Here is a 23,098-nt window from a genome sequence, read left to right as displayed (position 1 = left end):
AAAGAGGAATGACAGGGAGGTAAGGCAGGAATGATGTATTCAGTGCTTATCATGGTTGTTGCCATTGTGGTTGTTGTTTTTATCTTACTAGCATCGATTGTAAAAGCGTATAAAAAAGTACCGCCGAATGAGGCGATGATCGTGTTTGGTTTAGGGGGCAAAAGAGTCGTGCAAGGCGGCGGGACGTTCGTCATCCCCGGTTTTCAGAGCTACAAAACGATCTCGATGATGCTCACGAGTTTTGACGTGAAGCCAGACCAGCCGATGTTTTCACTACAAGGTATTCGTCTCAAAATTGAAGCTGTCGCTCAGATCAAAATCCAAAGTGATCCGATCGCGATCGCAACGGCTTCTGAGCAGTTCCTTGATCATTCGATGGCGGAGCGGGAAGCGATGATCCTGCACTCTGTAGAAGGGCATTTGCGGGGATTAGTCGGGCAATTGACGGTGGAATCGATTCTCAAGAACCCGGATGAGCTCAACAGTAAGATGAGGGAAACGTGTTCCGAGGATTTGGATAAAATGGGACTCAACCTCATTTCCTTCGTGCTGAAACGGGTAGCGGACGATCAAGGATACATCGAGAATTTGGGTGTACCTGAGGTGGAGCGGATTCGCAAAAGCGCGAGCATTGCCAAAGCGGAAGTCGAGCGGGATATTCAAATCCGGCAGGCGGATACGGAGAAGGAGTCGGCCATTCGCAAGGCGGAAGCCCATCAACTGACGATTGAAGCGGAGAGCGCGGCGTCGGCGAAGGAAGCCCAGTACCGCAAGGAGCTCAGCATGAAGGAAGCAGAGTTCAAGCAGGAGACGACGAGTCGTCAGGCGGAAGCGGATTTGGCTTATGAATTGAAGCAAAAGCAAATTCAACAGCAACTCGTGACGGAGCAGGTACGGATCCGTCAGATGGAAGCGGAGGCGAACAAAACCGTTCGCCAGATCGAGGTCGAGCTGAAGCAGAAGGAGCTCGAGGCTTCTGTTATTAAACCAGCCGAAGCGGAGAAGCTGGCGGCAATCATGCGCGCCGAGGTGAGCAAGCAGCGGCAAATCCTTGAGGCTGAGGCGGATGCGGAGTCGACGAGAAAGCGCGGCGAAGCCACGGCGGAGGCGGAGCTCGCCAAAGGGAAGGCGAACGCGGAGGTTGTGCGCCTAGCAGGGCTTGCGGAAGCAGAGGCGCTAGAGAAGAAAGCCGAGGCCTACAAGCAGTACACGCAGGCGGCGGTGACGGTGGAAATTCTCCGCATCCTGCCGGAGCTGGCGGAGAAAATAGCGGCGCCGCTGAGCAACGTGGATAAGATCACCGTGATCTCACAGGACGGTTCGACATCTGGCGTCAACCGTATCACCGGCGATATTGCCAAAATGATCGCGCAGGTGCCGGAGATCACCCAGACGCTCACAGGCAAAAGCGTAACCGACTTAGCACGCGCGTTCCTTGGAAATGATGCTGACCCGACGTTGAAGCGGGAAGGGTAGCGAGGGGCTGCGCGGGGGGCGGACCAAACAACAAAGCTACACTCTTAACTGTAGAGTGTGGCTTTTTTCTTTTGCCAGAACAGCGAGCAAGTTAGTCGATTCTATTAGAGATATCAAGCGGGAATTGCCAGATTACGGTACAATAGAGGGGGCGCGAGTCAACTTCGCAGTGAAGAAAGTTTTTGATAGAGGCGGGTGTTGTATGCTGATATATAGGAAATTTCTACGTGATCTTTTACGAAATTATATGATGGGTTCGGGTATTGCTGTGCTTGTTGTAGGCGGGGTCATTATTTCGACAACGCTCACGATATCGGGCGTTGAATTGTTCCGCTTATTAATTATTATGATTTTATCGTTATGCGTAATGATGTTTGCGGAGTTTCTGGTATTTCGGAGGCATATTGGGCCAATTCGCGAAATGATGGGGCAAGAGAAGCCGTCGCTGGAAGCTATTCGTGCAGCCTATTTACAGACGCATCGCTTTCCAGCTTTATCGGTGATGCGGATCATGGGGCCGCACTTTTTGGGGCTGTCGATTCCAGCAATGACCATGGCGAGCTTAGGGATTGCGTGGGGGTGGTTGACACTGCCTGCTTTTTACATTGGGCTGGCGGGCATTGGTGCCATACTGATTGCTAGTATGCATGCGTTGCTTGAGTTTTTTACGACGGCGCAAGCCATTCGGCCCATGCTGATCCATATACGTGAGTTAGGACAGCAGTTTCATGGGGAGGACGTCTCGTTGGATGGACGCGTCATCGTGTCAATTCAGCGCAAGTTTCAGCTGAGTGCGTTTCTCATCGGCACGATGCCGCTATTTCTTTTTAGCTTAGCAACGCAAATTCGGTTGAGCACAAGTGTAGACTCGTCCCAGTTGATCGCTGATTATTGGAAATGGGCGGCAATTATTCTTTTGCTGGGCGTTGGCTTCTCGTCATTGGGAGCACGCCTGCTGGCTAGTGATATTCAACAGCCTATTGAGGATTTACATCGCGTGATGAAGCAAGTGCAGTCAGGTGATCTCAAAGTAAGGGCCTCTGACTTATACTCGGATGAGTTCTCGCGGTTGATTGCGGGCTTTAACCATATGGTGAAGGGCCTCGATGCCCGTGAAAAAATGAACAATCAGCTCCTGCAAAGCTATTACGCTACACTTGCGGCAGCTCTCGATGCGCGAGATGCGTACACGGCAGGGCATTCAACGCGCGTCGCCAAGTACTCTTTGTTAATTGGACAAGCGGTTAACCTGAGCGAACAGGAGCTTGACTGGTTGTACAAAACAGCGCTGCTGCACGATATCGGCAAAATCGGCGTGCGCGATGCGGTGTTGTTAAAGGATGGCCGACTAACCGACGAGGAATTCGAGCAAATCAAGCGTCACCCGGATCTGGGTGAATCGATTTTGAAACAGATTGAGCCAGCTGAGGCGATGGCTCCTTTGCTTCCAGGCGTGCGCTCACACCACGAGCGCTACGACGGCGCTGGATATCCGGATGGCCTGAAGGGCCAGGATATCCCGGTGTTCGGCCGCATCATTGCGGTGGCCGATGCGTTCGATGCGATGACGTCCGATCGTCCGTATCGGAAGGGCATGCCTGCCCGGAAGGCGATGGCCATTCTCGCGGACGGGAAGGGGAGCCAGTGGGATCCCCGTTTTGTTCAGGGCTTTATGGATGCGTACAAGGCTTAGTTGCTGAGAGTGGTAGTCAGGAGGCTGCAATGGGTTTAGGTAGCTGAGTGGCTTGTGGAGACAACTAAATGGAAAACATACAGCTAATTCAGCCATATTTCATGGAATCAGACGAATAGATGGAAAAAGTACAGCTAAAATGGCCGGGATTGGTGATAATGCCGATTTGGGCGTGAATTACCTACAGGAAATCCAGCTATTCACGCGTGTGGGTGAAAATCAGCAAAATTAGCTACATAAAATCCAGTTAAATTTGTTGAAGTGCGTCGGGAGCGGTGGGGGAGCGTAGGCGTGGAGGTTGAGGTAGAAGTGGAAGTAGAAGTAGAAGAGAAGAGAAGAGAAGAGAAGAGAAGAGAAGAGAAGAGAAGAGAAGAGAAGAGAAGAGAAGAGAAGAGAAGAGAAGAGAAGAGTAGAGAAGAGAAGAGTAGAGTAGAGTAGAGTAGAGTAAGAGTAAGAGTAAGAGTAAGAGTAAGAGTAAGAGTAGAGGTAATGTTGAAGTACGTCGGAGTCGGCAGTGGGAGCTTGTGGCGTAGAGAGCAGTTGAAGTAGCTGTTGCTGTTGAAGTTGCATTTGAGGCTGCAGTCGCAGCCCAGCCCAAACCACATAAAACCCGCTCGGTCCAAATTGGACCAGCGGGTTTTATGATCTAGCGGGTTTTCACTTGTGCTTCCACTTCCACGGGCCGAGACTCTGTCTCAGTGGACAGGTAGCGCCCGACCTTGTCGATCCACTCCTGAACGTAGTGATCTGTGGCCCATTGCGCCATGACGAGCTGTTCACCAGGCTCCAGATCTAAGGTAAGCTGGGGAATGCTGCCAGGTGCTTGCCCATAGGAGTAGAATTTGAGTGTATCTCCCTCGAAGATGACAAGCATGTCGTCCAAGGGGGAGGTTAGCGCATCCGTAGCTTTCGGCCACGAGGACTTGATATTGGTCCAAGAACAACAGATCTCGTCGTGATTAACGACTTTGTCCGGCAATGGGCGTGGGAAATCACGCAGTACGTAAGAATCAGGTCTGGATAAACTAGCTTTCGGCGTTTCAGCAACTTTGCCAACCCACTGTCCTGCCTCACGCTGCACGGTCCAACTCTGTCCCGATACCTCGCTCATCGCATTGTCTGCCATGCTCGACATCCTCGCAAGATCCGTACTCGTATTTGTGCCAAAGACATCCATTAAGGACACGTGGTTCTTGTCCACTGGCTTTTTGTAGAATTGCAAAGTACGTGCTTCCTTCAATTGTGGGAGCGTGCGCACCCAGATGCGATCCGCATGATAGGGCGCATTGCCATTCCAAGTGGCCTCCGACTCGGCAATGGAGAGGTACTGGTTGCCAGCAAACAACAGTGTTTCTACGCGATTAAATTCTTGATCCTCTGGCTCTGTGAAGCGTTCTGTCTTGATGGGCTGATCAGCCAAATGAGCAGATAAATAGTGAGACTCACCTTTGTTCGTCAAATGTGTGAGGGAGTCGATTTTCCAGAAATTTTGCTTATAGGGCATCAAAATACCAGTGCCTTCGGAGGTTTTCTGTAATTGCCCGCGAACGGGCGCTATGAGCATCGTCCGATAGGTGCTGTAACGAAGCGGCGACAGCACGCGCCCTTGGCCACCGCTAGTGGCAGCGTCATGCTCTGTCCGTAATCCAATCAGCAAGGCTGTGTTGATGGGAGCAGGCGGGGGCGTGGAGACGGTGACTGCCGCCGGCATCATTTTCCCTTCGAGAGCAGCAGCCTCACTTTGTGTATGCATGGTATGCCATGGGAAAAGAAGTACAACAGCCATGACTGTACCTAAACCAGCAACGCAGAGAAGAGGTTTTACCTTGGACTTATTGCGCTCCTTCTTTTGAATCGTTTGCTCAATGTCCTGCTGAAGTTTGGAGGTGAACCCCTTCTGTACGAGGGGGGCATCTTCCAATTGCTTCTKGAAGTCATCCGGCTCAGGAGTGTTCAAGCGCTTCACGCTCCTTCAGACTAAGAACCTTAAGTCTGGCGTGGTGAAGTCTGGATTTAACGGTCCCTTCCGAAATATCCAGAATAGCTGCCATTTCCTTGGTTGTCATCTGATAATGTGCGTGAAGAATTAAAATTTCTCTATATTTTGCGGATAAAGACATGACCTTCTGCCAAATTTCACTTGCATATAAATTCTCAACCGCTTCGGTTTCAGCCGAGCTTGCGGTACCTCCCGATTGCACGAATCCAACCAGAGTCACCTTGCGCCAAAATGCTTTGCGCATATAATCATAAGCCGTATTGCGGGTTATCGTAAGCAACCAGGTTTTAACCGCAGCTTCACCACGGAAAGTCGTCAGATTGCGATATACTTTTAAGAAAGCATCCTGTGCAATATCGTCAGCTGCATCTTTATTACGACAAATACTGAAGGCATAATTCCACACATCATTCCCGTAGGTTTCCATTAAATTACGAAGGATCACCTTCTGATCTGTTGTTTCTGCAATGTACTTCAAATAATCAAATACATGGACACCCGTCGTTTCCAATTCTCTCACCTCTCCTATATAGACGCATCTATTCCCGAAAAGTTCACCATTGGAAATAAAAACTTTACTTATATCTTTCGTAAGCCCCTGCTCCTTTGTGCCTCATCAGAGCGTATTCTTTATTGAAACGTTTCATGCCCAATAGCTAGCGCGTGATCGGCAGGAAATTGTACCTAGAAAAGAGAACAATAAGGATAGAAACTGGAACGTATGCGTTCTTGCTTGACAACGAAGCGCTTTAGCACGCAATATGAAGGAAGGACTAGATCCTTCGGAGAGGAAGAGCAGCATGAATTTCGTTGAGCATATAGCAGATCATTTGCGATCCGGGCTAATTAGCAATTATCCGCAGCCGATTGCCCTGAACCTAGGTTTAGTGTACACCGTGAAGCTAGAAGACAAGAAGACGAATTTAATTTGGCTTCCTTATGAATATACAGGTTTAGCTTACATCGATATGGGCCTGCAGGTGAATGTTTGCCCGTACTACCGGGGTACAATTATCGAGGAAATTGAGCTTTCCCGAGGGACGGATCTCTACAAGCCACAGACGGAAGAAGCGTTCACAAAGGCTCTCTATACAAAGGGGTACGAGCTGCACCAACTGCTGCAGGAAGAGCCCTATAGTCATTTACAGGGGAGTGCACCTGATTACCTAGCTAAAATGATGTACATTGTCGACTGGATGCGTTATTACAATTCTGCTAAAGCGGTAGTAGGGGCGCAAAAGCAAGTATAATCATGTTCACGATAGCGGATCTTGCTTTCTACCTAGTAGAGGGCAGGGTCTTTTTGGTCTTATATATGGCTATAGACCCAGTTAAGGAGGGCTTGTCCTGCCTCAATGAATGGGCTTTTTAGCATGTTCTCAAAGACTAGTAGAAGGCTTATCCTAGAGAATGGTAGAAGTTGGTGCCGAAAATTAGGATAGAAGCGGAGAAATTGGCGATGATACGATGGAATAAATGGGTGACAATTGCGACGATCGGTTGCCTATTATCAATAGGTGGTCTGCAAGGTAGAAGTGAGGCAGCGGGGTTTAAGGATATTGGGGGACATTGGGCGGAGCAGACGATTGATCAAATGGTACAGCAGGGTTTACTGGATGGTTTTCCAGATGGAACCTTCCGACCGGATGAGACCGTTACTGCAGACCAATTTGTGAAAATTGTACTGCTAGCCTTCACAGATAAGTTCCCGAATGGGGAACGGAAGTGGAAGACAAGCTTCTTGCAAACGCTGAGCGCAGGTAATCAAAATATTTTAGGGCAGGACTACCGGGATTTCACATTTAAGCCGAATACGGTCGGTTACTGGGCTAAGCCATATTTGGATTTGGCAAGTGATCTTCATTTTATAAGCAAAGGACAATTCACTGATTATAAAGCTTCATTGAAGCGAGAAGATGTCGCGGAGATTTTGTACTATTTATTGAAGGAAACGGAGTACTTGGAGGACGAGACATATAGTCTTGCGGCAGCATCCCATTTCGGAGATTTACAGAGCGCAACGAGCAGGCAGCAGAAGTTTATCGGAGAGTCGATGACGAAGGGGATCATGGAAGGGTATCCGAATGGTTACTTCGGAGTAGGTAAATATGTGACACGTGCCGAAGCGTTGCAAATTATTACGCGTTTGCAGACAAAATCGAAGCGCGTCAGCGTGAAAAATGATAACGAAGCTTTTATCAAAGTCGTGCCAACCAAGGATGGCAGCTACAAGAAGCTCGTTTTCCCAGATGAGCGCATGCTGCAAGCCTACGAAGTGATGGAACAGGCGGGCAAGCTGCGCGGGACGAATTATGATCTGGAAGAGACGACGCTGCGTCTATTTCGGAATTCAGAAGCCAAATCGCAATCCCTAAGCGGAGTTACGGCAGAAGCGCGCAACAGCAATGAAGCCTCCCTCTGGTTGGATCCACAGTTTAAGACCTATGGGGTCACAGTACGATTGGAGGACGGGGTGCTTGCTCGTAATACGGAAAGTATCCGCAAGTTTACGGATTTCCTATTCGGGTATGATGCAGACATTTTCAACCGCCAATTTACCGATGCCTGCGCACGTGCCGCAGCGAAAGGTGTTCTTGAAACAACGACAACGCAAATCGGTAACTATTCGGTGGAAACACGACTGGAGTCGGATGGGAAGACGATCGTTTTCTCTATTATCCATTCGTGAATGATGCTGTACATACAAGTTGGCCTATTAGTCCACTAATCATAAACATCTAGCTAACATGTACGTACAAGTGTATAATGTAGGTATTATACGTACATTTTATCGGAAGGTGTTGAGCTCAGATGCTAGAGGAATTGAGACAGCAAGTTTTGGAAGCCAATTTGGATCTGCCCAAATATGGGCTAGTTACGTTTACATGGGGCAATGTCAGCGGAATTGATCGTGAGCAAGGACTCGTCGTGATTAAACCGAGCGGCGTACCTTATGAGGATTTGAAGGCAGAAGACCTCGTTGTCGTGGATCTGCAGGGTAACCCTGTGGAAGGCAAAATGAAGCCATCTTCGGATACGCCAACGCATTTGGCGCTGTATCGTGCTTTCCCGTCGATTGGCGGCATCGTTCACACGCATTCGCCTTGGGCGACAAGCTGGGCGCAGGCTGGCCGCGCGATTCCGGCACTCGGTACGACACATGCCGATTACTTTTACGGCGAAGTGCCGTGCACGCGTCTGATGACTGAGACGGAAATTCAAGGGGCTTACGAGTTGGAGACAGGCCACGTGATCATTGAAACGTTCCGTGAGTTGGATCCCGCGATGGTTCCGAGCGTGTTAGTGAACTGTCATGCACCATTTAGCTGGGGCAAGGACGCGCATAATGCTGTTCACAACGCTGTTGTATTGGAAGAGGTTGCGAAGATTGCATATCGTACGTACAACTTGAACCCTTCCATTCAGTCGATGGACCAAACCCTGCTAGATCGTCATTTCCTAAGAAAGCACGGCGCAAACGCATACTACGGACAAAAATAAGATCTTATTGAGGGCAATCGGCTGAATAGCGAATTGTCCTCTTTTTTGTATACATACATAGGGAGAGGAGTTAGTCGGTTTTGTAGACTAACTCAGGGGTTTCAGCATCGTTTCACCAGAGTTAGTCAGTTTTGTAGACTAATTCTGGGATTTCAGCATCGTTTAACCAGAGTTAGTCGGTTTTGTAGACTAACTCTGGGGTTTCAGCATCGTTTCACCCGAGTTAGTCGGTTTTGTAGACTAACTCGGGCGCGCTAGTGGCAATTGTAGAGGAGTTAGTCGCTCCAGTATCTTTTKGCGGGGAGCATTTCATTTGGTATGATGAAAGTAGACTAGGCAGAAGAGGATGATGACAGATGTTTGCGAAATCGAATTACAGTGGAACCAGAGAAGAACAATATACCTTGCTGATCGAGCAAGTCCACGCATTAATACAGGATGAACCGAATCGTATTGCGAATCTAGCGAATGCATCTGCATTGCTGGGGCAGTTCTTAGAGGACATCAACTGGGTAGGATTCTACTTGGTGGACGAGCAGCTTGAGCGGAAGGAGCTTGTGCTCGGACCTTTTCAGGGATTGCCGGCCTGCGTAAGAATCCCTTTCGGTAAAGGAGTGTGCGGAACGGCAGCTGAGCGCATGGAAACTGTGCTTGTTCCTGATGTCCACGCTTTTCCTGGGCATATCGCTTGTGATGCGGCTTCGCAATCGGAGATTGTGATCCCAATTGTAGTGGGTGCCGAACTTGTCGGTGTGCTGGATATCGACAGCCCGAGCCTCAATCGGTTCGATGACGTCGACCAGCGCTATCTAGAGCTGTTTGTGCAGAAGCTCACCGCTGCGATGTAGCGTAGATGTCCAGTGAGCTCTCGCGGCGATTAGCTGGAAAATAAGTTCCCGCCGTCATTTCGGCGAAGCAACGTCTCCAAAAGAACCGCCAGCTGCTCTACGCAACTGGCGGTTCTTTTAGTCTCATTATGAAGGGTAAGCGTCGGTGCTGATAATAGCCGATAGAAGCTTGCGCATCGATCGCGTGCCGACTTTATCCATGATTTTCTCGATGTGTACTTTGACTGTTTTCTCACTGATAAAGCAATAATCCGCGATTTCTTTGTTGCTATAACCACGCAAAGCGATCAGGCTAATAATTTCGGCTTCACGTGTTGTAAGGACATGTCGAGATGCAAAATGTGTGATAACAGAAGGTAGTTTGGTAGGAAGAAGATTTCTTACAAGATTCTCTTGAACAGGGGGCATGCTTAAACGACCTCAATATCTCAGTAAATGTCTAGCGTATCCTTTATTATAACAGAATTAGCTATCCAATAGCAGGGAAGGGCGTGTCGAATTTCCAAATTTTCATGTAACTTCTGTCGAGTGAAGCTTACGGAGCGCGGATTCCACGGATTCCACGGCCAATTCTAGCCGCCAAGATGGAAATAGTGGGACCAGCATCTCACTAATCCTTGCTTTGAATCACAAGCAATAAGCCTGAGGAAAGCTCAATGAGGCCCTCTGGCTCAAGGAGAATATTACTGATGCCAAGCGACATCCCAATTTCAAGCGTTGCTTGATGTAGGGGATATTGGAAGCCGTGCAGCGTGATCCCCGTGACCTCTAGGCTTAGTGGAAGCAGGGAAGTATGTGTGTACGGACCCTTCCTCACGCGAGTAGGTCGATCGATCACCATGATGAGATTATTGGCATCCATTATTGCACAGGGAATGCCATGTGCAATGCCTTTGCGAAGCAAATGCACATTAGCAAGGGAATGATCGAACCGCGTGCCTAACGCGCCGACGAGCAGAATTTGGCTTGGCTTTTGATCCAGCGCCCAGTTAAAAGCCATCTCCGTATCCGTCAGATCCTTATAAATCGGATCACAGTCTATGAACTCTTTGCTAGAAGCTCGAATAAGGGCAAGCTCCTCAATTGTAACGGAGTCGAAATCCCCCATCGAAATATGAGGGAGGTGGCCGTTTTGAATGAGAAATAGGGCCCCACGATCGGATCCAACCAGAATATCATCCGCGCGAATCTCTTCTAGCGCCCAATCGCCAAGTGTGCCGCCTGTAATTATCATAATGCGTGTCATATAGGAATCCCCCGGGGAAAATTAACCAATGTATTCCCCCTAGTATAGCACAGAAGAGAGAAAAACCGAGAAGCCATAGAGGCCACTCGGTTTTTTTGTGCAGGATTGCATGCTTAGTGAAGCTTAGGTTCTTGCATCTACACGCTTACGCATGGGGTTAAGTTCCGATTGATCGTGATCAATCTCCGCCTCGTCAGCAAAGCCTTGCAGCTCATACGTACTACGACCTAGAACAAGATCGGCAGGGAACTCATCACCTCGTTTAAGGGTAACCTCTTGCCCAGCCTCATTGGCATAAATACCATCGGTTTCGACCGTATCGCCAGTCATGGGATCCATTGATTTGTTTTTCGACATCCAACATGCCTCCTTTCCTGTTGCTTATCCTTACCATTTCCAAGGTGGCAGGAAATTATGAGAAGAATCATGTAGAATGAGAAGGTCATCATAGCTTGTACGCAGAGAGGAATGAAAGGCATGGCTTTATGGGGGACGATCGTGAATGCAGTTGCCATTATTATCGGTGGATTATTAGGCATTGGGCTGCCCCGCATCTCAGAAAGCATAAAAAACACAGTTCTGCAGGGCCTAGGGCTCGCAATTACTGTGTTAGGTATTACAATGGCACTCAAATCAGATCAAATTGTGCTCGTTATCATGAGCATTGTGATTGGCGGTATTCTTGGAGAGCTCATGCGGATAGAAGCGAATCTGACCAAACTTGGCGATTGGCTGCAGACCAAGATAAACAAGCAACCGGCCTCTCATCCAGCAGCGCCAACTAGCATATCGGAAGGCTTCGTTACTTGTACACTTGTCTATTGCATCGGTGCTATGGCGATACTAGGCCCCTTGGATGGCGGGCTGCGGCATAATCATGATATTTTATACACCAAGTCGTTGCTGGATGGGTTCTTATCCATCATCTTCGCATCGACATTGGGGATTGGCGTTGTCTTCTCTGCGGCATCCGTGTTCGTGATGCAAGGAACGATTGCGTTGTTGGCAACCGTGATCGCCATGGCGTTCAGCCAAGCCTCTCTGGATGCCATGATTGTACAAATTACCGCGGTAGGCGGCGTGTTGGTGATAGGTGTAGGAATGAATATTTTGCAAATAAGAAAAATCAACGTGGCCAATATGCTGCCATCACTTGTCATTGCCGCGGTAGCAGTGCCTCTCCAGCAGTTCATAACGGAGTGGCTGCATCGCTAGTTTTTAAATAGCGGAGCCGTTAAATTTGTACCCTACGCCTCGTACAGTAATGATGTAGCGGGGCTCAGCTGGATTAAGCTCAATTTTTTTGCGTAAATTGCTAATATGTACAATGAGTGTGCGTGGATCGCCCATGCTGTCCAAGCTCCAAATGAGTTCAAAGAGGTGTTCGATTTTATAAACACGGTTAGGTGTCTTGGCCATTAAGGAGAGCAAGTCGAATTCTTTGGCTGAAAGGGAGATCGTTTGTCCATTGGCACGTACGATATGGCTCACGAGATCAATTTCTAAACCAGGGAATTTAACCAATTGGGGATCATCCTGATGCTGCTCACGAATGGAGTTGCGGCGAAGAAGTGCTTTGACCCGGGMCACAAGCTGACTTGGGCTGAACGGCTTCGTCATATAATCATCGCCACCCATGCTAAGACCAAGAATGATGTCAATATCCTCACTTTTACATGAAATAAATAGGATTGGCGTATTACTCGTTTTGCGGAGCTGACGACACACCTCTATACCATCAAGTCCTGGCAGCAAAATATCCAGAATAATGAGATCAGGCCTATGTTCTTTAACAATGCCAAACACATCATGTCCGTTATTGGCACTGATTACTTTGTAGCCTTCACGCGCCAAGTAGAGTTGAATTAACTGGACAATTTCTTGCTCGTCATCAACGACTAAAATGGTTTCTCCTGCCATGTTCGAAATCCCCCTCAGTGATGAAACAACTCCTAAAGTAAGAAGGGTGTTTCCCTCTCTCGAATATTACATATATTACCTACATTATAGAACGATTCTCCCGGAAATTTCTATCCATTTATTGACAATAAGCAGCTTCTCATATGCCAAACGGACACATTTAGGTATAAAGTAGGGTAGGGTTATTCAAAATGGGAAGTGAATTGACAGCAATCGCTAATTTTCGACTTTCTTATTGATAAAATTTTAGAAAGTCTTAATTTGATTTTTATATATTCGTGTTAAGCTACCAAAGTCTCTATGTATGGCATAAGAGAGGGCGGCAGAGGTTATGAGCAAAGAAATAGGTTCAGATTTTATCAATCATTCAAAAGTACCAAAAGCGATACTCGCACGTCAAATCATCGAGCAGGCATGGGATTTGTATTGTCAGTTGGATGCGCATGGCAATTTGATTTATGCTTCTAGCCGATTTTACGAAATAATGGGATCTGTGCCTGTTCATATTGAGCAATTTATTGAGGCGGTTGATGTGGAGTTCCGCCTAGACGTGTATAAATTGTTTGTGCATACCTTGCAAACGAAGACTAGCAGCAAACTTGAGTTTCGTGTGAGAGGGGCGGGTGAGGCTAACCTATGGTTGGAATGTACAGCGATCTCTTTGTGTGATGAAAAGGGTGAGTTGATTGAGATTGCATTTGCACTTCAAGATCGTACACAGCACAAAAATCAAGAGAGTCACCTTATTGCGATGGCTTTCCATGACCCACTGACAGGTTTGCCGAATCGTCGATTGTTTAAGGAACATGTGCATCAACTTCTGAAACTGGCTAAACGAACGGATCGTATGTTTGCACTCCTTTATGTAGATATCGATGATTTTAAAATCATTAATGATACGATGGGACATGATGTTGGAGATGCATTTCTGCAGGAATTCGTCGAACGGGTAAAGAGCTGCCTTCGAGAATTTGATATGTTTGCCCGAATGGGGGGAGATGAGTTCACGATTCTATTACCAGCCGTGGACTGCCAGGAGCATGTAGAAGGAATAGCTAGGCGTATTGTAGCGAGTGTCGAGCAAACATGGGAAGTACAGGGGCACAATTTTCGATCAACGGTTAGTATGGGCATTACCATGTATCGTTCCGATCATACGGATGTCACCCAAATGATGAAGGAAGCCGACATCGCCTTATATCAAGTGAAGGGCAAGGGTCGAAATCACTATCGATTTTATAGTCATGGGTAATCTGCTATGACGATGGATACACGCAGGGAAAAGATCGCTCACACATATTTGAAAACCGTTATGGAAGGGTTCTATCCCTTGGATGTAACGGTTTTTTGGCGTATCTCCTTATGTTCCCGGTGTTTTGAAATAAGTTATTCCGGGAACTAAGAGTTTAGTTCGGTGGTGATGGAGTTGGATGAGAAGGTTCTTCTATTCTTTCTCAAGCAAGAAATTTCGTATTGCTACGTAATTGAAATTGACAGCCATGTCTGAGGGATTGCCCTTTGTACTCATCCAGTGTGCCAAAGCGGTAAGCTGCCATTCTATTTTATCTCTTGTCCCCAGGATCCAATCGTCGACATAGCCTGATAGAAGATGCCGTGGAAGGTTCTCCCATATCTGAAGGATACTAGCGGCCTTCACTTCCTCATTCTGTTCGGCCATCGCTTCTTTTAGGTTATGTATCAAATCGAGCAAATCGCAACGTATATTCCCTTGTAGGGTTACATGCTCGCGGTCGATCCGCAGAAACTCATTCCCTTCTGAATGCTGCTCAAGTAATGATTTCAAATGATTCAAGCAGACCCGTAAATAATTTTGTGCTTTCTTCAGTTCGTAATTAGGCCATAAATCATCGTACATTTGTTGCCGCGTTGCATTGGGGAAGAGCAACAAATACAGCAACAGTTGCTTGGCGAACCGTTTGTTCCAGCCGGTAGGAAGCTCAACACCATTCACACAAATCCGGAATGAATGCAGGAATTGAATGTCTAATTCTTGCCCGTTCTGTAAGAGATGTTGTCCCGATTGAATGACTTTATGCAAAGAAATCGTGGTATCTGGCATTGAGTTTTCTGTATCGATCGCGATCGAAGACAAGGTGTCGATATGTTTACAAACCCAATAAGCTGTCCACTTGGGCTGATCTAAGAAAACGAGGTTCGCGGCGCCAGGGATAACCTGGAAGCGTCCTTGTGGAATATAACTGGCACTTATTGCAGAAAGCACAGGCGTATAAACGGGGTCCTGCTCTCCTCCCAAAAGGATGGTTGGCGTATTCAAACTCTTTAAATCAGCGATCGTATCGTTGTCACGGAACAACTGTAAGAGTTTGAGATAGTTCCCTGTATGGACACTTTGATAGGCTTGAGAGATACGTGAGCTTATTTCATTAGATTCATGCTGAACCGTCAATGAAGGCAGGATATGCGTAATAAAACTCGTGCTATCGCTGCTTAGCATAAGCTTTATTCGATCTTCAATCCCTTGTTTTAAATATTCAGATGGAATAAATCCCGGCAAGGAGAGCAAGCTGAGCGATTGTATACGTAAGGGGACTCGTAAAGCTGCTTTAACAGCGAGATTGGCTCCAAGTCCATGGCCGATGAGATGAACGGTGTTTAATCGGTTTTTATCCAAAAAAGCGACAAATTGGTCGCATATATCAGGCCAAGTGATAGGGAGTGGATGTACATGCTCATTCCCGTGGCCTGGCAAGTCATAGGTGATTACGTAATATAAATCATACATATAGGGCGTCAAAGTCTCCCATAATGTGCTATTCAGTCCTAATCCATGAATAAGTATGACAGTTTGCTTCGGTCCTTCTAGTCTGCTAGAAGGGGATTTGGCATCGAAAAAATCATGAATAAGGCGCATGACATACTCCTTAATGTGTCTAAAGTGCTAGCGTGTAATGCTATTGTAATTCCTTATTTAGTAAGATGGAAGTCGAAATACTAGAAAATTTGTAAAATTATGTACAAGGAGGAAGAGTGGGGAATGAGTAAAAAGACGTCATTACGTTGGTTACAGCTTGCGCTTGCCGTTATATTGTTGTTTGGCAGCAGTTTACCAGCGTTCGCGGAGGTTCAGGAAGTCAAAGGTCTGATAGCCCAGGTTGAAAATGAAACGGGCGCAGCGATGCAAGATGGAGAGGTGAATCTCTATGTATACATGCAATATTCTTCAAACGGGGAACAGCAGTATTATACGAACCAGGCATTCACGACCAAGGTTCGTAACGGGGAGTTCTTCATCCCCAATTCGTTTATTTTAAAAGGCAAGCAGTATGAGCTTCAAGTGAGAGGAATATCTTCCGCTGGTGAAGCCATTGTTTACCATTATAGCTTTATTGGTGGAGATATAAGCAACTTGAATTTCGGTAAAGATCAATTAAGAAAACTGACATTCACGCATGATAAGGTAGCAACAGGTAATTTGCTGCTGATGCCTACAGATATTTATGGCAAGACAGATCGGGTATCCTACCCCATGTATACCCGCCAATTTAATGAGCAAGGCCAAGCGACAGCATGGGTAGCTTCCAACGTAGAATTTAAGGCATATGCATCCCTTGTGAAACAAGGCAATGCAGAAACTTATCTGCTAGAGGCAAGCATTCCTGCCGGTTTGCAAAGCGGGCAATCCATAGCTTTCGGCGGTGAGACGGTCAAGGTTACAGCACCGACAAGTTATGATAACTCAGGTGTATCGCTTGGATTGCAAAACATGGGATCATCCTTTCAGGCTCCAGTAGGCTATATTAGCAAAGGTATGATAGGAAGTGTAAATTTCAGTGTAGTAAAAGATAATATGCGATATATTTTTTCAAGAGGTAATATTTCTTTTACAGAAGACATGGCTATTCAACTGGATAACGCATTTCGAGGGACAGTACCCTACTCATACAGCAACGGAAATGGCGGATACGCTACATCAACTTATTACTTAGACAGATATAATAATCAATTGCAATACGTAGATACCTTATCAGCGGGTGCTTTCAGCACGTCTATGCAAGAGAAGGGACTCTGGAATGAGACGTTAGGTACGAACGGAACACCAGTCAGGTCTTCGCTCAACAGCGCAGGGACTGGTATCGATCCAAATGGTGGCGTACAAGCGCTTAATTGGGATGACCCTGTAGTAGAGTATCAGCTTAGCCAGAATGGCACAATCCTGAGAACCATTTCAGGGATGAGACAAATCTCGCAACCTATTCAAATCAATAATATTTCTCAAGGCACTTATCGTCTTAAATTGAATAGGCAGCTGTTTCCTGCCAATGTCGTGTCTTTATCCTTGGATCAGTCCATTCAGATGGGACAAAACAACAGCTCGAAGTCGATTGGTGTTCAACTACCTTCAGGTTATTCAACCAGTAATCTAACTAGAGCAGCAATTCTTGAACTCGATGGCAGTCGTGTGACTGCTAGTAACACGATGTCTGGCGGCAGTCTTGAATTTTATCAAGAGATTAATCCTCAACGGCAATATCGAATAGTGGCCGCATATCTACTTTCGAGTACGACGGGGAGTCCAACTGCCAGTTATCTGGTAGACCAAACTTTCACTGGCCAACAAATGCAGAATTTACAATCGCTGCCGCTGCAAAGTGGACTTGTTCGGACGGTATTCTCTCTGGACGGAACATCGATTACCCGAATGGCAAATGTGGTTTTATCTTTACCACTACCAGCTTTGAATGACCAGTTAGCGTTCTCAGCTCCAGGTGTATTATTAAGTACACCAATTACGTTGGAGGCATCACTTGTTGGTACAGATGGCTCAACGAATGCGTATCATTACAATAAGTCGGTAACGATTCCAGGACAAGAAAACATCGTAAGTTTCGCAGAGTTAGCTAATAGCCTCATTTCAGTGGAATTGAAGAACGGTCAAACTACCGTCCCCTTCGAAATGGTCAGTGTGCTTAAGACCAATTATTCTTACTCGTCTGGATTACCATCCAGCAATACAACAGAAGAGAATAAGCTAACGAAATTGTATACCACGCCAGGAGAATATCGTTTCCAATTTTCTCAGATTAAGAAAGCGGATTATGAAACAGCGTGGCGCTACGTATGGAGTTCTGAACGCAGAGATTACTCACAAGCTACAAGCTTAAGCTTTACTGATGATATTCAAGGCGTTTTTGGCCCGATTCAAACCTATGACTATACGAATCCTGACCGGACGTTACTATACACATCGGCCATCATCAAAGCTGGTGACTTGAGTCTAAATCAAGTGTTCGTCAAGCAAGGCAAGAATTATCAAACGTTTAGCACCGCAATTGAGGGGATTCGTCCATATGATGATGGAGGTTACTCCTACTATAATTCCGTCCCTGGGACGCTTACAGTCAAAGATCAAAGCGGCAATTTTGTGATAAAGTCGGATTCTTCTTATTCGGATTCGGTTTATGCAGAGGTTCCTAACAAAAATGGCAATTATCTGTTAACCTACCAATTATCGATTGGACCTGGACAAGAAATTGTAATTTCTCAGTCTTATGCTGCAGGCGATCCTAACGCTCCTCCTGGCAAGCCGGATCCGAAAGCAACCTTCGCTGGCCAAGGGCTTAAGTTGACTTGGGATGCCGTTCCCGGAGCGTCGTATTACGACATCTATGCGGCAGAGCAAGGTCAATCCTTGGTCAAAATCAAAGGAAATGTTACGGGAGCGTCGTTCACTTACGCAGAGGCCCAACCTGGCAAGATCTATGATCTCAAGGTTGTTGCGGTAAATAGCAAGGGCATCAGCACGGAATCCAACGTTATTCACTTCGCTGTTCCAGCATTTGCTGTGTCACAGCTAGATGTGAAGTCATCCACAGTTCAAAGCTCTGCAGGGCTTCTCAAGATCGGCAGCCAATTGCCCATTGAACTGACCGGATCTATCGGAGAGGGAATTAGCGCAAAAGCGGTGGTTTCTTTCAAGAAAGGTACGGGTACAGAGCTATTCACGGAGGAGGTCGTTCTTACTCCTAGCCAAGGCAAGTATATGGGTACATTCGAGATTAAAGAAGGTGTGACCGAGATTGTTTCGGTAAAAGCTTATTTGACGAGAGATGGAACGAACTCGGATGAGAAGAAAGTAGAGTTGAACAAGAAAGTCGGCGCAACGCTGGCAGGTACTATTAAGCAGCGCGATGCAGCCGTCACAGACAAACCGGATATAGAATTTATCATTGGTGGCCAGTACATGAAGGTAAACGCGGATGCCAACGGCAACTTTACGGCAGCAGGTCTGCCGGGCGGTTCCGTTAAAATTAATGTGAAAGGTACCACCGAGAGCTACTTAGATGTGATTCAGGGAATTACAACCGAGCTTGGTGTCAAACAGACTGGTGTTATTGTTAAATTGCCAGTGGTGCAGAACGTGAAGCTTCGTTTACTCGAACAAGGAACGCAGGTGCCTGTAGCAAAACCGCTGCGCATTTCGATCACAGGTTCTGTCAATAAAGAAGGATATATCGGACAGGACGGTTACTTCGTGACCTATTCTGGCGATTCGGAGCTTAAGCGAATAAAGCCAGGCAGCTACACGATTTCCGTTACGGGTGATAGCTTATATGAAGAAGTGAAAACTACATTTACCGTAGACGAGGCTTCCAATTACATAACGAATCCGGTAACGATCTCAGTTGCCAAAAAAATCAAAGAAATGGCTAATGTTACGTTAAAGCTCTTCATGCCAGAGGGTGCTGAAACGAGTCAGTTGGAATCTTATTATCTGTACAGTTCCGCTGCAACTCAGTCATTCGGTTGGGAGTCAGGTTATCTCTATGGCTACAATCAAGGTATGACTGTATCGGAACGTGTCTATGTGCCGAATCCATTGCTTGTGCTGGAAGGCGCAAATCCAACCGTTACTCAGAAGGTATACGGATATTATGGCACGCTGACACTTCCAGGGATTGCGGCTGCAAATGACTACACACTTAACGTGTCTATAACTGGGCTTCAACCTGTGAACAAGTCCCAAGTCACTGTTGTTACAGGAACTTCGACGCTTGAGGTTGCGCTTCAGCCTTCGGTTGTGTACACCGGTCGAATCGTAGATGAAGCTGGTCGCCCAGTTGTCGGCGCTGATGTATCTGCGTATGCAGGATCTTCTTATGCGTATGCGCGTACGGATGCGGACGGAAACTACAGACTTGATCGATTAGGTGAAGCTAGTCAAATTCAGATCTCGGTGCATGCTGTTGGATTTACGGATAATACGGGAATTCAACAGGTTACTGATCATCAAATTCCGGTGATAACGCTTGAAAATGATCAATTCATACACGGTAAGGTTGTTGATAAAAATAACCAACCGCTGAAATATGTGAGTGTGTATGCAAGCAACAGCAAGAACAGCGGATGGGCAAGAACGGATGCCGATGGTTATTTTAAAATCCGTGGACTGTCTGCAGGAACTTACAATTTCACTGCGTCATTGTACGGTTACCCGAGCTATTCTAATAATCTCGCAACTAGCGCAGATCAACGAACCATCGTTCTACAGTCACAAGGTGGACACTTCTTCGGAGAAGGGAATAGCTTTGCTCCATCTGTGGCTACAGTTATTTTAGGGAAAGAATTTAGTTACAGTTTGAAATATAAAAATAATAGTACAACTCCAGCGGGCAGCACGATATGGCATGTTGAACTGCCGTCTAATGTGAAGTTAGTCAATGGTTCTGTTGAATTGAATGGTAAAATAGTAAATGTAACGGCAACAAACGGCGTACTTCAAGTTCCAGCCGGAGATGTTATTGCAGGGGGAAGCGGTGAAATCAGCTTTAAGGCTCTCGTAGACCAAGCGGATGAAGCTTCGATTCGTACCTCTGTTTACCCAGTCATTAACGGGAACAAAGAAGAACCAACCCAGATCGCTACTTCGAACGTATTGTACGTGACTTTGAATGCACCGGCAGTAACTGGGGATAAAAAGATCAAAGTATACGGGTCGACAAAGCCGGGGTCTACGGTGGAAATTTTTGCAGGCTCCATGAGTCTGGGACGTGTGACAGCAGAAGGTCGCTGGTGGTATGCGGATGTTGTATTGCCAGTAGCCGATGGTGCGGATGAAGCTGAGCTTCGACTGACTGCGCAAGTTGTAGAAAATAATCAAAGCCAATCTTCAGAAGCTGTGAATGTGAAGTATAAGTCCGGTGTACCGGGGATTGATGAAGCTAGAATTACAGCGGGTTGGAACGTAGATGTGAAGTTGAATCCAAAAGTTTCGGTAGCTACATTTGCGGTTACAGAGAAAACACCGATTTCAACCAAAGTTGTATTTAAAGAGGCTGTCGATCAGGCATCCATTTCCTTTATTGGAAGTACGTATCCATTGACCAAAGATAGTCACGGGAAAACCTTTACAGGCGAAGTACCTTATGGATGGAGCTCATACGGAGAGCAAATGCTTACGCTCACTTATGTTAAGAATGGGCTAAGTGTTACTGTGCCTCTGATGGAAGTTATCGTTCTCATCGATCCATCGGGTTATGTGTTCGAAGGTAGTATGGATAACCGCGTGTCTGGTGTGACAGCTGTCGTTCAACAGGAAAATCAAAATCAATGGACTAGCTGGGATGCAGACAATTATGGTCAAATCAATCCGCAAACCACGGATATTGAAGGCCGCTACGGTTGGGATGTCCTACAAGGCAACTGGCGTGTATTGTTTAGCAAAGAAGGCTATGAAGACTATACTTCCCGGATCGTAGTGGTGCCTCCAGCGGAAACGCAGTTGAATGTACCGCTAGTACGTACAACAACACCAGAGATTGCGTCGATCACTCCAGCGAACAATGCGCAGGATGTCAATGTAAGCTCCAATGTGGACATTGTCTTTGATCGTCCAATGGATGAAACAAGTTTGAACGGAGATGTTATTCAGCTTGTGAAAGTCGAGGGAGAGCAAGAGACAGCGATTGATGTTACATTTGAGTACCAGCACATGAAGGGTTATAAAGAAGATCTATCATTGCGAGATGCTCAACTGCTTGATGGCAACAACATGAGTGGTTGGTTTATCGAAGATGATTCCAAGAAACTAAGCAAGAAGCTGACACTGAAACCGAAAACGGCTCTTGCGTCAGGTTCGACATACAAAGTTATCATTAAAGGGAACTTGATTGACTATAGCGGTAGCAACGTACTTGTGGCTGACAAAAGCTATTCGTTTAAGACCGCAACTTCGAAAAGCTCTGGCGGTGGCGGTGGTGGCGTTAACTCTGTTGCTTCAAATGAAGTGGAACTAGATTTCGTTATGTTAACCAAATCCGTGGCTAACAATGAAGTGGTTGTACCGCTGACTGACAAACAAGATACACTTCTCGTCAAAGGGAATGTATGGAACGCCATTCAATCCAAAGGCTACATCGTGAAGCTGCAGCATAAAGATGCTGAGGTTACGATCCCAGCCAAAGCTTTTGCCTTAAAAGACGACGAGACATTAGAGCTGGTCTTGCAACCGAGCAAAGTGACTTATCCTGTCGGTTATACAGCTGCAAGCCAAACGCTTCAAGTTAGCTTGGGCAAAAAGAATAACGGTAAAAAAGAGGAGCTTACAGCTGCTCAGCCATTGATCTTRAGGCTTTCAGCAACGCCTTCGAATGAACCAGAGTTGCTAGGCGCATACGAATTCGTTAATGGTACGCCACATTACCTTGGTAGAGAAATCAATGTATCCTTCTCTGCATCAGGAATATTTGGTTTGGCTAAATTTGAACGCAAATTTATGGATGTGGATAACCACTGGGCAAAACAAGATATTCAATATTTAGTGTCTCACCATATCGTTGATGGTTCCTCGGATACGGAATTTGACCCTGCAGGTACAACAACACGTGGGCAAATTGCCAAATTGTTGGCACAAATGCTGCAATTGAAGAATTCAGATACAGCGTCTTCCTTCGCAGATGTGGCAGCAGATGCTTGGTATGCGGATGCCGTAGCGGCTGTAGAGAAAGCAGGTATCTTCCAAGGAGCAGATGGACAATTCCGTCCTGATGCGGCAATCAGCCGACAAGAGTTCGCTGTTGTGATTTCACGTTTAGTGAAGCAGGCTGATCAGGGGGTTAACAAAACATTCGTGGATCAATCGCAGATTGCGGATTGGGCAATAGCGGGTGTAAACGCGGCTGTGAAGCTGGGTATTATCCAAGGGAATGAAGCAGGTAAGTTCCTGCCGCAAGCTAACGCAACCCGTGCAGAGGCAGCGGCTATGATTCATCGTTTAATCCAAGCTTTAGACAAAGAATAGTAAGAACTGGCGGTAAATAAGCTAGTATGTTTGACCGTTATGGCAGGGTGTAATCACGCTGCAATAACGGTTTTTTGCCGTATCTCCAGTATTTACTCGTAGCGATTTTGGCAGCTTTCTAGGATGATAGAAGGAA

At 46.5% G+C, this 23,098-nt stretch carries 17 protein-coding genes; 10 read left to right on the top strand and 7 right to left on the bottom strand.

Annotation, left to right across the window (positions count from 1 at the left end):
- Positions 1–30 precede the first annotated feature (30 nt).
- The 3 genes from AC1DLM_RS03570 to AC1DLM_RS03560 all read left to right on the top strand — a co-directional run bounded on the left by AC1DLM_RS03570 (position 31) and on the right by AC1DLM_RS03560 (position 3,607).
- The gene (locus AC1DLM_RS03570; RefSeq protein ID WP_441990969.1) at positions 31–1,476 is read left to right on the top strand and encodes a flotillin family protein; all 1,446 of its coding nucleotides are present in this window, start codon (positions 31–33) and stop codon (positions 1,474–1,476) included.
- Positions 1,477–1,678: 202 nt separating this feature from the next.
- Entirely contained in the window at positions 1,679–3,169 is a 1,491-nt protein-coding gene (locus tag AC1DLM_RS03565) for an HD domain-containing phosphohydrolase (RefSeq protein WP_477569145.1), read from the top strand.
- Between the two features lie 291 nt (positions 3,170–3,460).
- Positions 3,461–3,607 (top strand): hypothetical protein, encoded by a 147-nt coding sequence (locus AC1DLM_RS03560; protein WP_477569144.1) that lies wholly within the window; start codon positions 3,461–3,463, stop codon positions 3,605–3,607.
- A gap of 208 nt (positions 3,608–3,815) precedes the next feature.
- Here AC1DLM_RS03560 and AC1DLM_RS03555 read toward each other — a convergent pair whose 3' ends face one another.
- Both AC1DLM_RS03555 and AC1DLM_RS03550 read right to left on the bottom strand, forming a co-directional pair.
- A complete protein-coding gene (locus AC1DLM_RS03555; protein ID WP_477569143.1) occupies positions 3,816–5,126 on the bottom strand; it encodes a hypothetical protein in 1,311 nt (436 codons plus the stop codon).
- Positions 5,113–5,679 carry an RNA polymerase sigma factor gene (locus AC1DLM_RS03550; RefSeq protein ID WP_056610767.1) on the bottom strand — a complete coding sequence of 189 codons (567 nt, stop codon included), beginning with the start codon at positions 5,677–5,679 and terminating at the stop codon, positions 5,113–5,115. Before AC1DLM_RS03550 ends, AC1DLM_RS03555 begins: the two co-directional genes overlap by 14 nt.
- A 289-nt stretch (positions 5,680–5,968) precedes the next feature.
- Here AC1DLM_RS03550 and AC1DLM_RS03545 point away from each other — a divergent pair, with 289 nt between their 5' ends.
- From AC1DLM_RS03545 to AC1DLM_RS03530, 4 genes are all read left to right on the top strand, one after another.
- A complete protein-coding gene (locus tag AC1DLM_RS03545; RefSeq protein WP_441990973.1) occupies positions 5,969–6,418 on the top strand; it encodes a hypothetical protein in 450 nt (149 codons plus the stop codon).
- 209 nt (positions 6,419–6,627) lie between these two features.
- Positions 6,628–7,857 (top strand): S-layer homology domain-containing protein, encoded by a 1,230-nt coding sequence (locus tag AC1DLM_RS03540; protein ID WP_441990974.1) that lies wholly within the window; start codon positions 6,628–6,630, stop codon positions 7,855–7,857.
- Between the two features lie 122 nt (positions 7,858–7,979).
- Positions 7,980–8,669, top strand: coding sequence for an L-ribulose-5-phosphate 4-epimerase (gene araD / locus AC1DLM_RS03535; protein WP_441990975.1), 690 nt, complete (start codon positions 7,980–7,982; stop codon positions 8,667–8,669).
- Positions 8,670–9,025: 356 nt separating this feature from the next.
- The gene (locus AC1DLM_RS03530) at positions 9,026–9,517 is read left to right on the top strand and encodes a GAF domain-containing protein (RefSeq protein ID WP_477569142.1); all 492 of its coding nucleotides are present in this window, start codon (positions 9,026–9,028) and stop codon (positions 9,515–9,517) included.
- 126 nt (positions 9,518–9,643) lie between these two features.
- Here the strand turns inward: AC1DLM_RS03530 and AC1DLM_RS03525 are convergent, their stop codons facing one another.
- The 3 genes from AC1DLM_RS03525 to AC1DLM_RS03515 form a co-directional block, all read right to left on the bottom strand.
- Positions 9,644–9,925, bottom strand: a complete 282-nt coding sequence (locus AC1DLM_RS03525; protein ID WP_056610750.1) for a response regulator transcription factor — start codon at positions 9,923–9,925, stop codon at positions 9,644–9,646.
- A 202-nt stretch (positions 9,926–10,127) separates the two neighbouring features.
- Complete coding sequence (locus AC1DLM_RS03520; RefSeq protein ID WP_441990977.1) at positions 10,128–10,763, bottom strand: thiamine diphosphokinase; 636 nt, start codon at positions 10,761–10,763, stop codon at positions 10,128–10,130.
- 123 nt (positions 10,764–10,886) lie between these two features.
- Complete coding sequence (locus tag AC1DLM_RS03515; protein WP_056610744.1) at positions 10,887–11,120, bottom strand: hypothetical protein; 234 nt, start codon at positions 11,118–11,120, stop codon at positions 10,887–10,889.
- A gap of 120 nt (positions 11,121–11,240) precedes the next feature.
- On the opposite strand from AC1DLM_RS03515, the gene AC1DLM_RS03510 reads away from it, so the two are divergent.
- Positions 11,241–11,978, top strand: a complete 738-nt coding sequence (locus tag AC1DLM_RS03510) for a DUF554 domain-containing protein (RefSeq protein WP_441990978.1) — start codon at positions 11,241–11,243, stop codon at positions 11,976–11,978.
- A gap of 3 nt (positions 11,979–11,981) precedes the next feature.
- Here the strand turns inward: AC1DLM_RS03510 and AC1DLM_RS03505 are convergent, their stop codons facing one another.
- The gene (locus AC1DLM_RS03505; protein ID WP_477569141.1) at positions 11,982–12,683 is read right to left on the bottom strand and encodes a response regulator; all 702 of its coding nucleotides are present in this window, start codon (positions 12,681–12,683) and stop codon (positions 11,982–11,984) included.
- 331 nt (positions 12,684–13,014) lie between these two features.
- Between AC1DLM_RS03505 and AC1DLM_RS03500 the strand changes: the two genes are divergently transcribed.
- Positions 13,015–13,935, top strand: a complete 921-nt coding sequence (locus tag AC1DLM_RS03500; RefSeq protein ID WP_477569140.1) for a diguanylate cyclase domain-containing protein — start codon at positions 13,015–13,017, stop codon at positions 13,933–13,935.
- Positions 13,936–14,127: 192 nt separating this feature from the next.
- On the opposite strand, the gene AC1DLM_RS03495 is transcribed toward AC1DLM_RS03500, so the two are convergent.
- Positions 14,128–15,576, bottom strand: coding sequence for an alpha/beta fold hydrolase (locus AC1DLM_RS03495; protein WP_477569139.1), 1,449 nt, complete (start codon positions 15,574–15,576; stop codon positions 14,128–14,130).
- 123 nt (positions 15,577–15,699) lie between these two features.
- Between AC1DLM_RS03495 and AC1DLM_RS03490 the strand changes: the two genes are divergently transcribed.
- Positions 15,700–22,962 (top strand): carboxypeptidase regulatory-like domain-containing protein, encoded by a 7,263-nt coding sequence (locus AC1DLM_RS03490; RefSeq protein WP_477569138.1) that lies wholly within the window; start codon positions 15,700–15,702, stop codon positions 22,960–22,962.
- The last annotated feature ends 136 nt before the right edge of the window (positions 22,963–23,098 follow it).

It is taken from the genome of Paenibacillus sp. 01T442 (assembly GCF_056398345.1).
This window is presented reverse-complemented; position numbering and strand designations above follow the sequence as displayed.

What these genes read in the sequence shown, in the direction of transcription:
- AC1DLM_RS03545 (WP_441990973.1), top strand. Translation starts at nt 5,969, where the DNA reads ATGAATTTCGTTGAGCATATAGCAGATCATTTGCGATCCGGGCTAATT.
- AC1DLM_RS03515 (WP_056610744.1), bottom strand. Translation starts at nt 11,120, where the DNA reads ATGTCGAAAAACAAATCAATGGATCCCATGACTGGCGATACGGTCGAA.
- AC1DLM_RS03570 (WP_441990969.1), top strand. Translation starts at nt 31, where the DNA reads ATGATGTATTCAGTGCTTATCATGGTTGTTGCCATTGTGGTTGTTGTT.
- AC1DLM_RS03495 (WP_477569139.1), bottom strand. Translation starts at nt 15,576, where the DNA reads ATGCGCCTTATTCATGATTTTTTCGATGCCAAATCCCCTTCTAGCAGA.
- AC1DLM_RS03530 (WP_477569142.1), top strand. Translation starts at nt 9,026, where the DNA reads ATGTTTGCGAAATCGAATTACAGTGGAACCAGAGAAGAACAATATACC.
- AC1DLM_RS03565 (WP_477569145.1), top strand. Translation starts at nt 1,679, where the DNA reads ATGCTGATATATAGGAAATTTCTACGTGATCTTTTACGAAATTATATG.
- AC1DLM_RS03500 (WP_477569140.1), top strand. Translation starts at nt 13,015, where the DNA reads ATGAGCAAAGAAATAGGTTCAGATTTTATCAATCATTCAAAAGTACCA.
- AC1DLM_RS03525 (WP_056610750.1), bottom strand. Translation starts at nt 9,925, where the DNA reads ATGCCCCCTGTTCAAGAGAATCTTGTAAGAAATCTTCTTCCTACCAAA.
- AC1DLM_RS03540 (WP_441990974.1), top strand. Translation starts at nt 6,628, where the DNA reads ATGATACGATGGAATAAATGGGTGACAATTGCGACGATCGGTTGCCTA.
- AC1DLM_RS03510 (WP_441990978.1), top strand. Translation starts at nt 11,241, where the DNA reads ATGGCTTTATGGGGGACGATCGTGAATGCAGTTGCCATTATTATCGGT.
- araD (WP_441990975.1), top strand. Translation starts at nt 7,980, where the DNA reads ATGCTAGAGGAATTGAGACAGCAAGTTTTGGAAGCCAATTTGGATCTG.
- AC1DLM_RS03520 (WP_441990977.1), bottom strand. Translation starts at nt 10,763, where the DNA reads ATGACACGCATTATGATAATTACAGGCGGCACACTTGGCGATTGGGCG.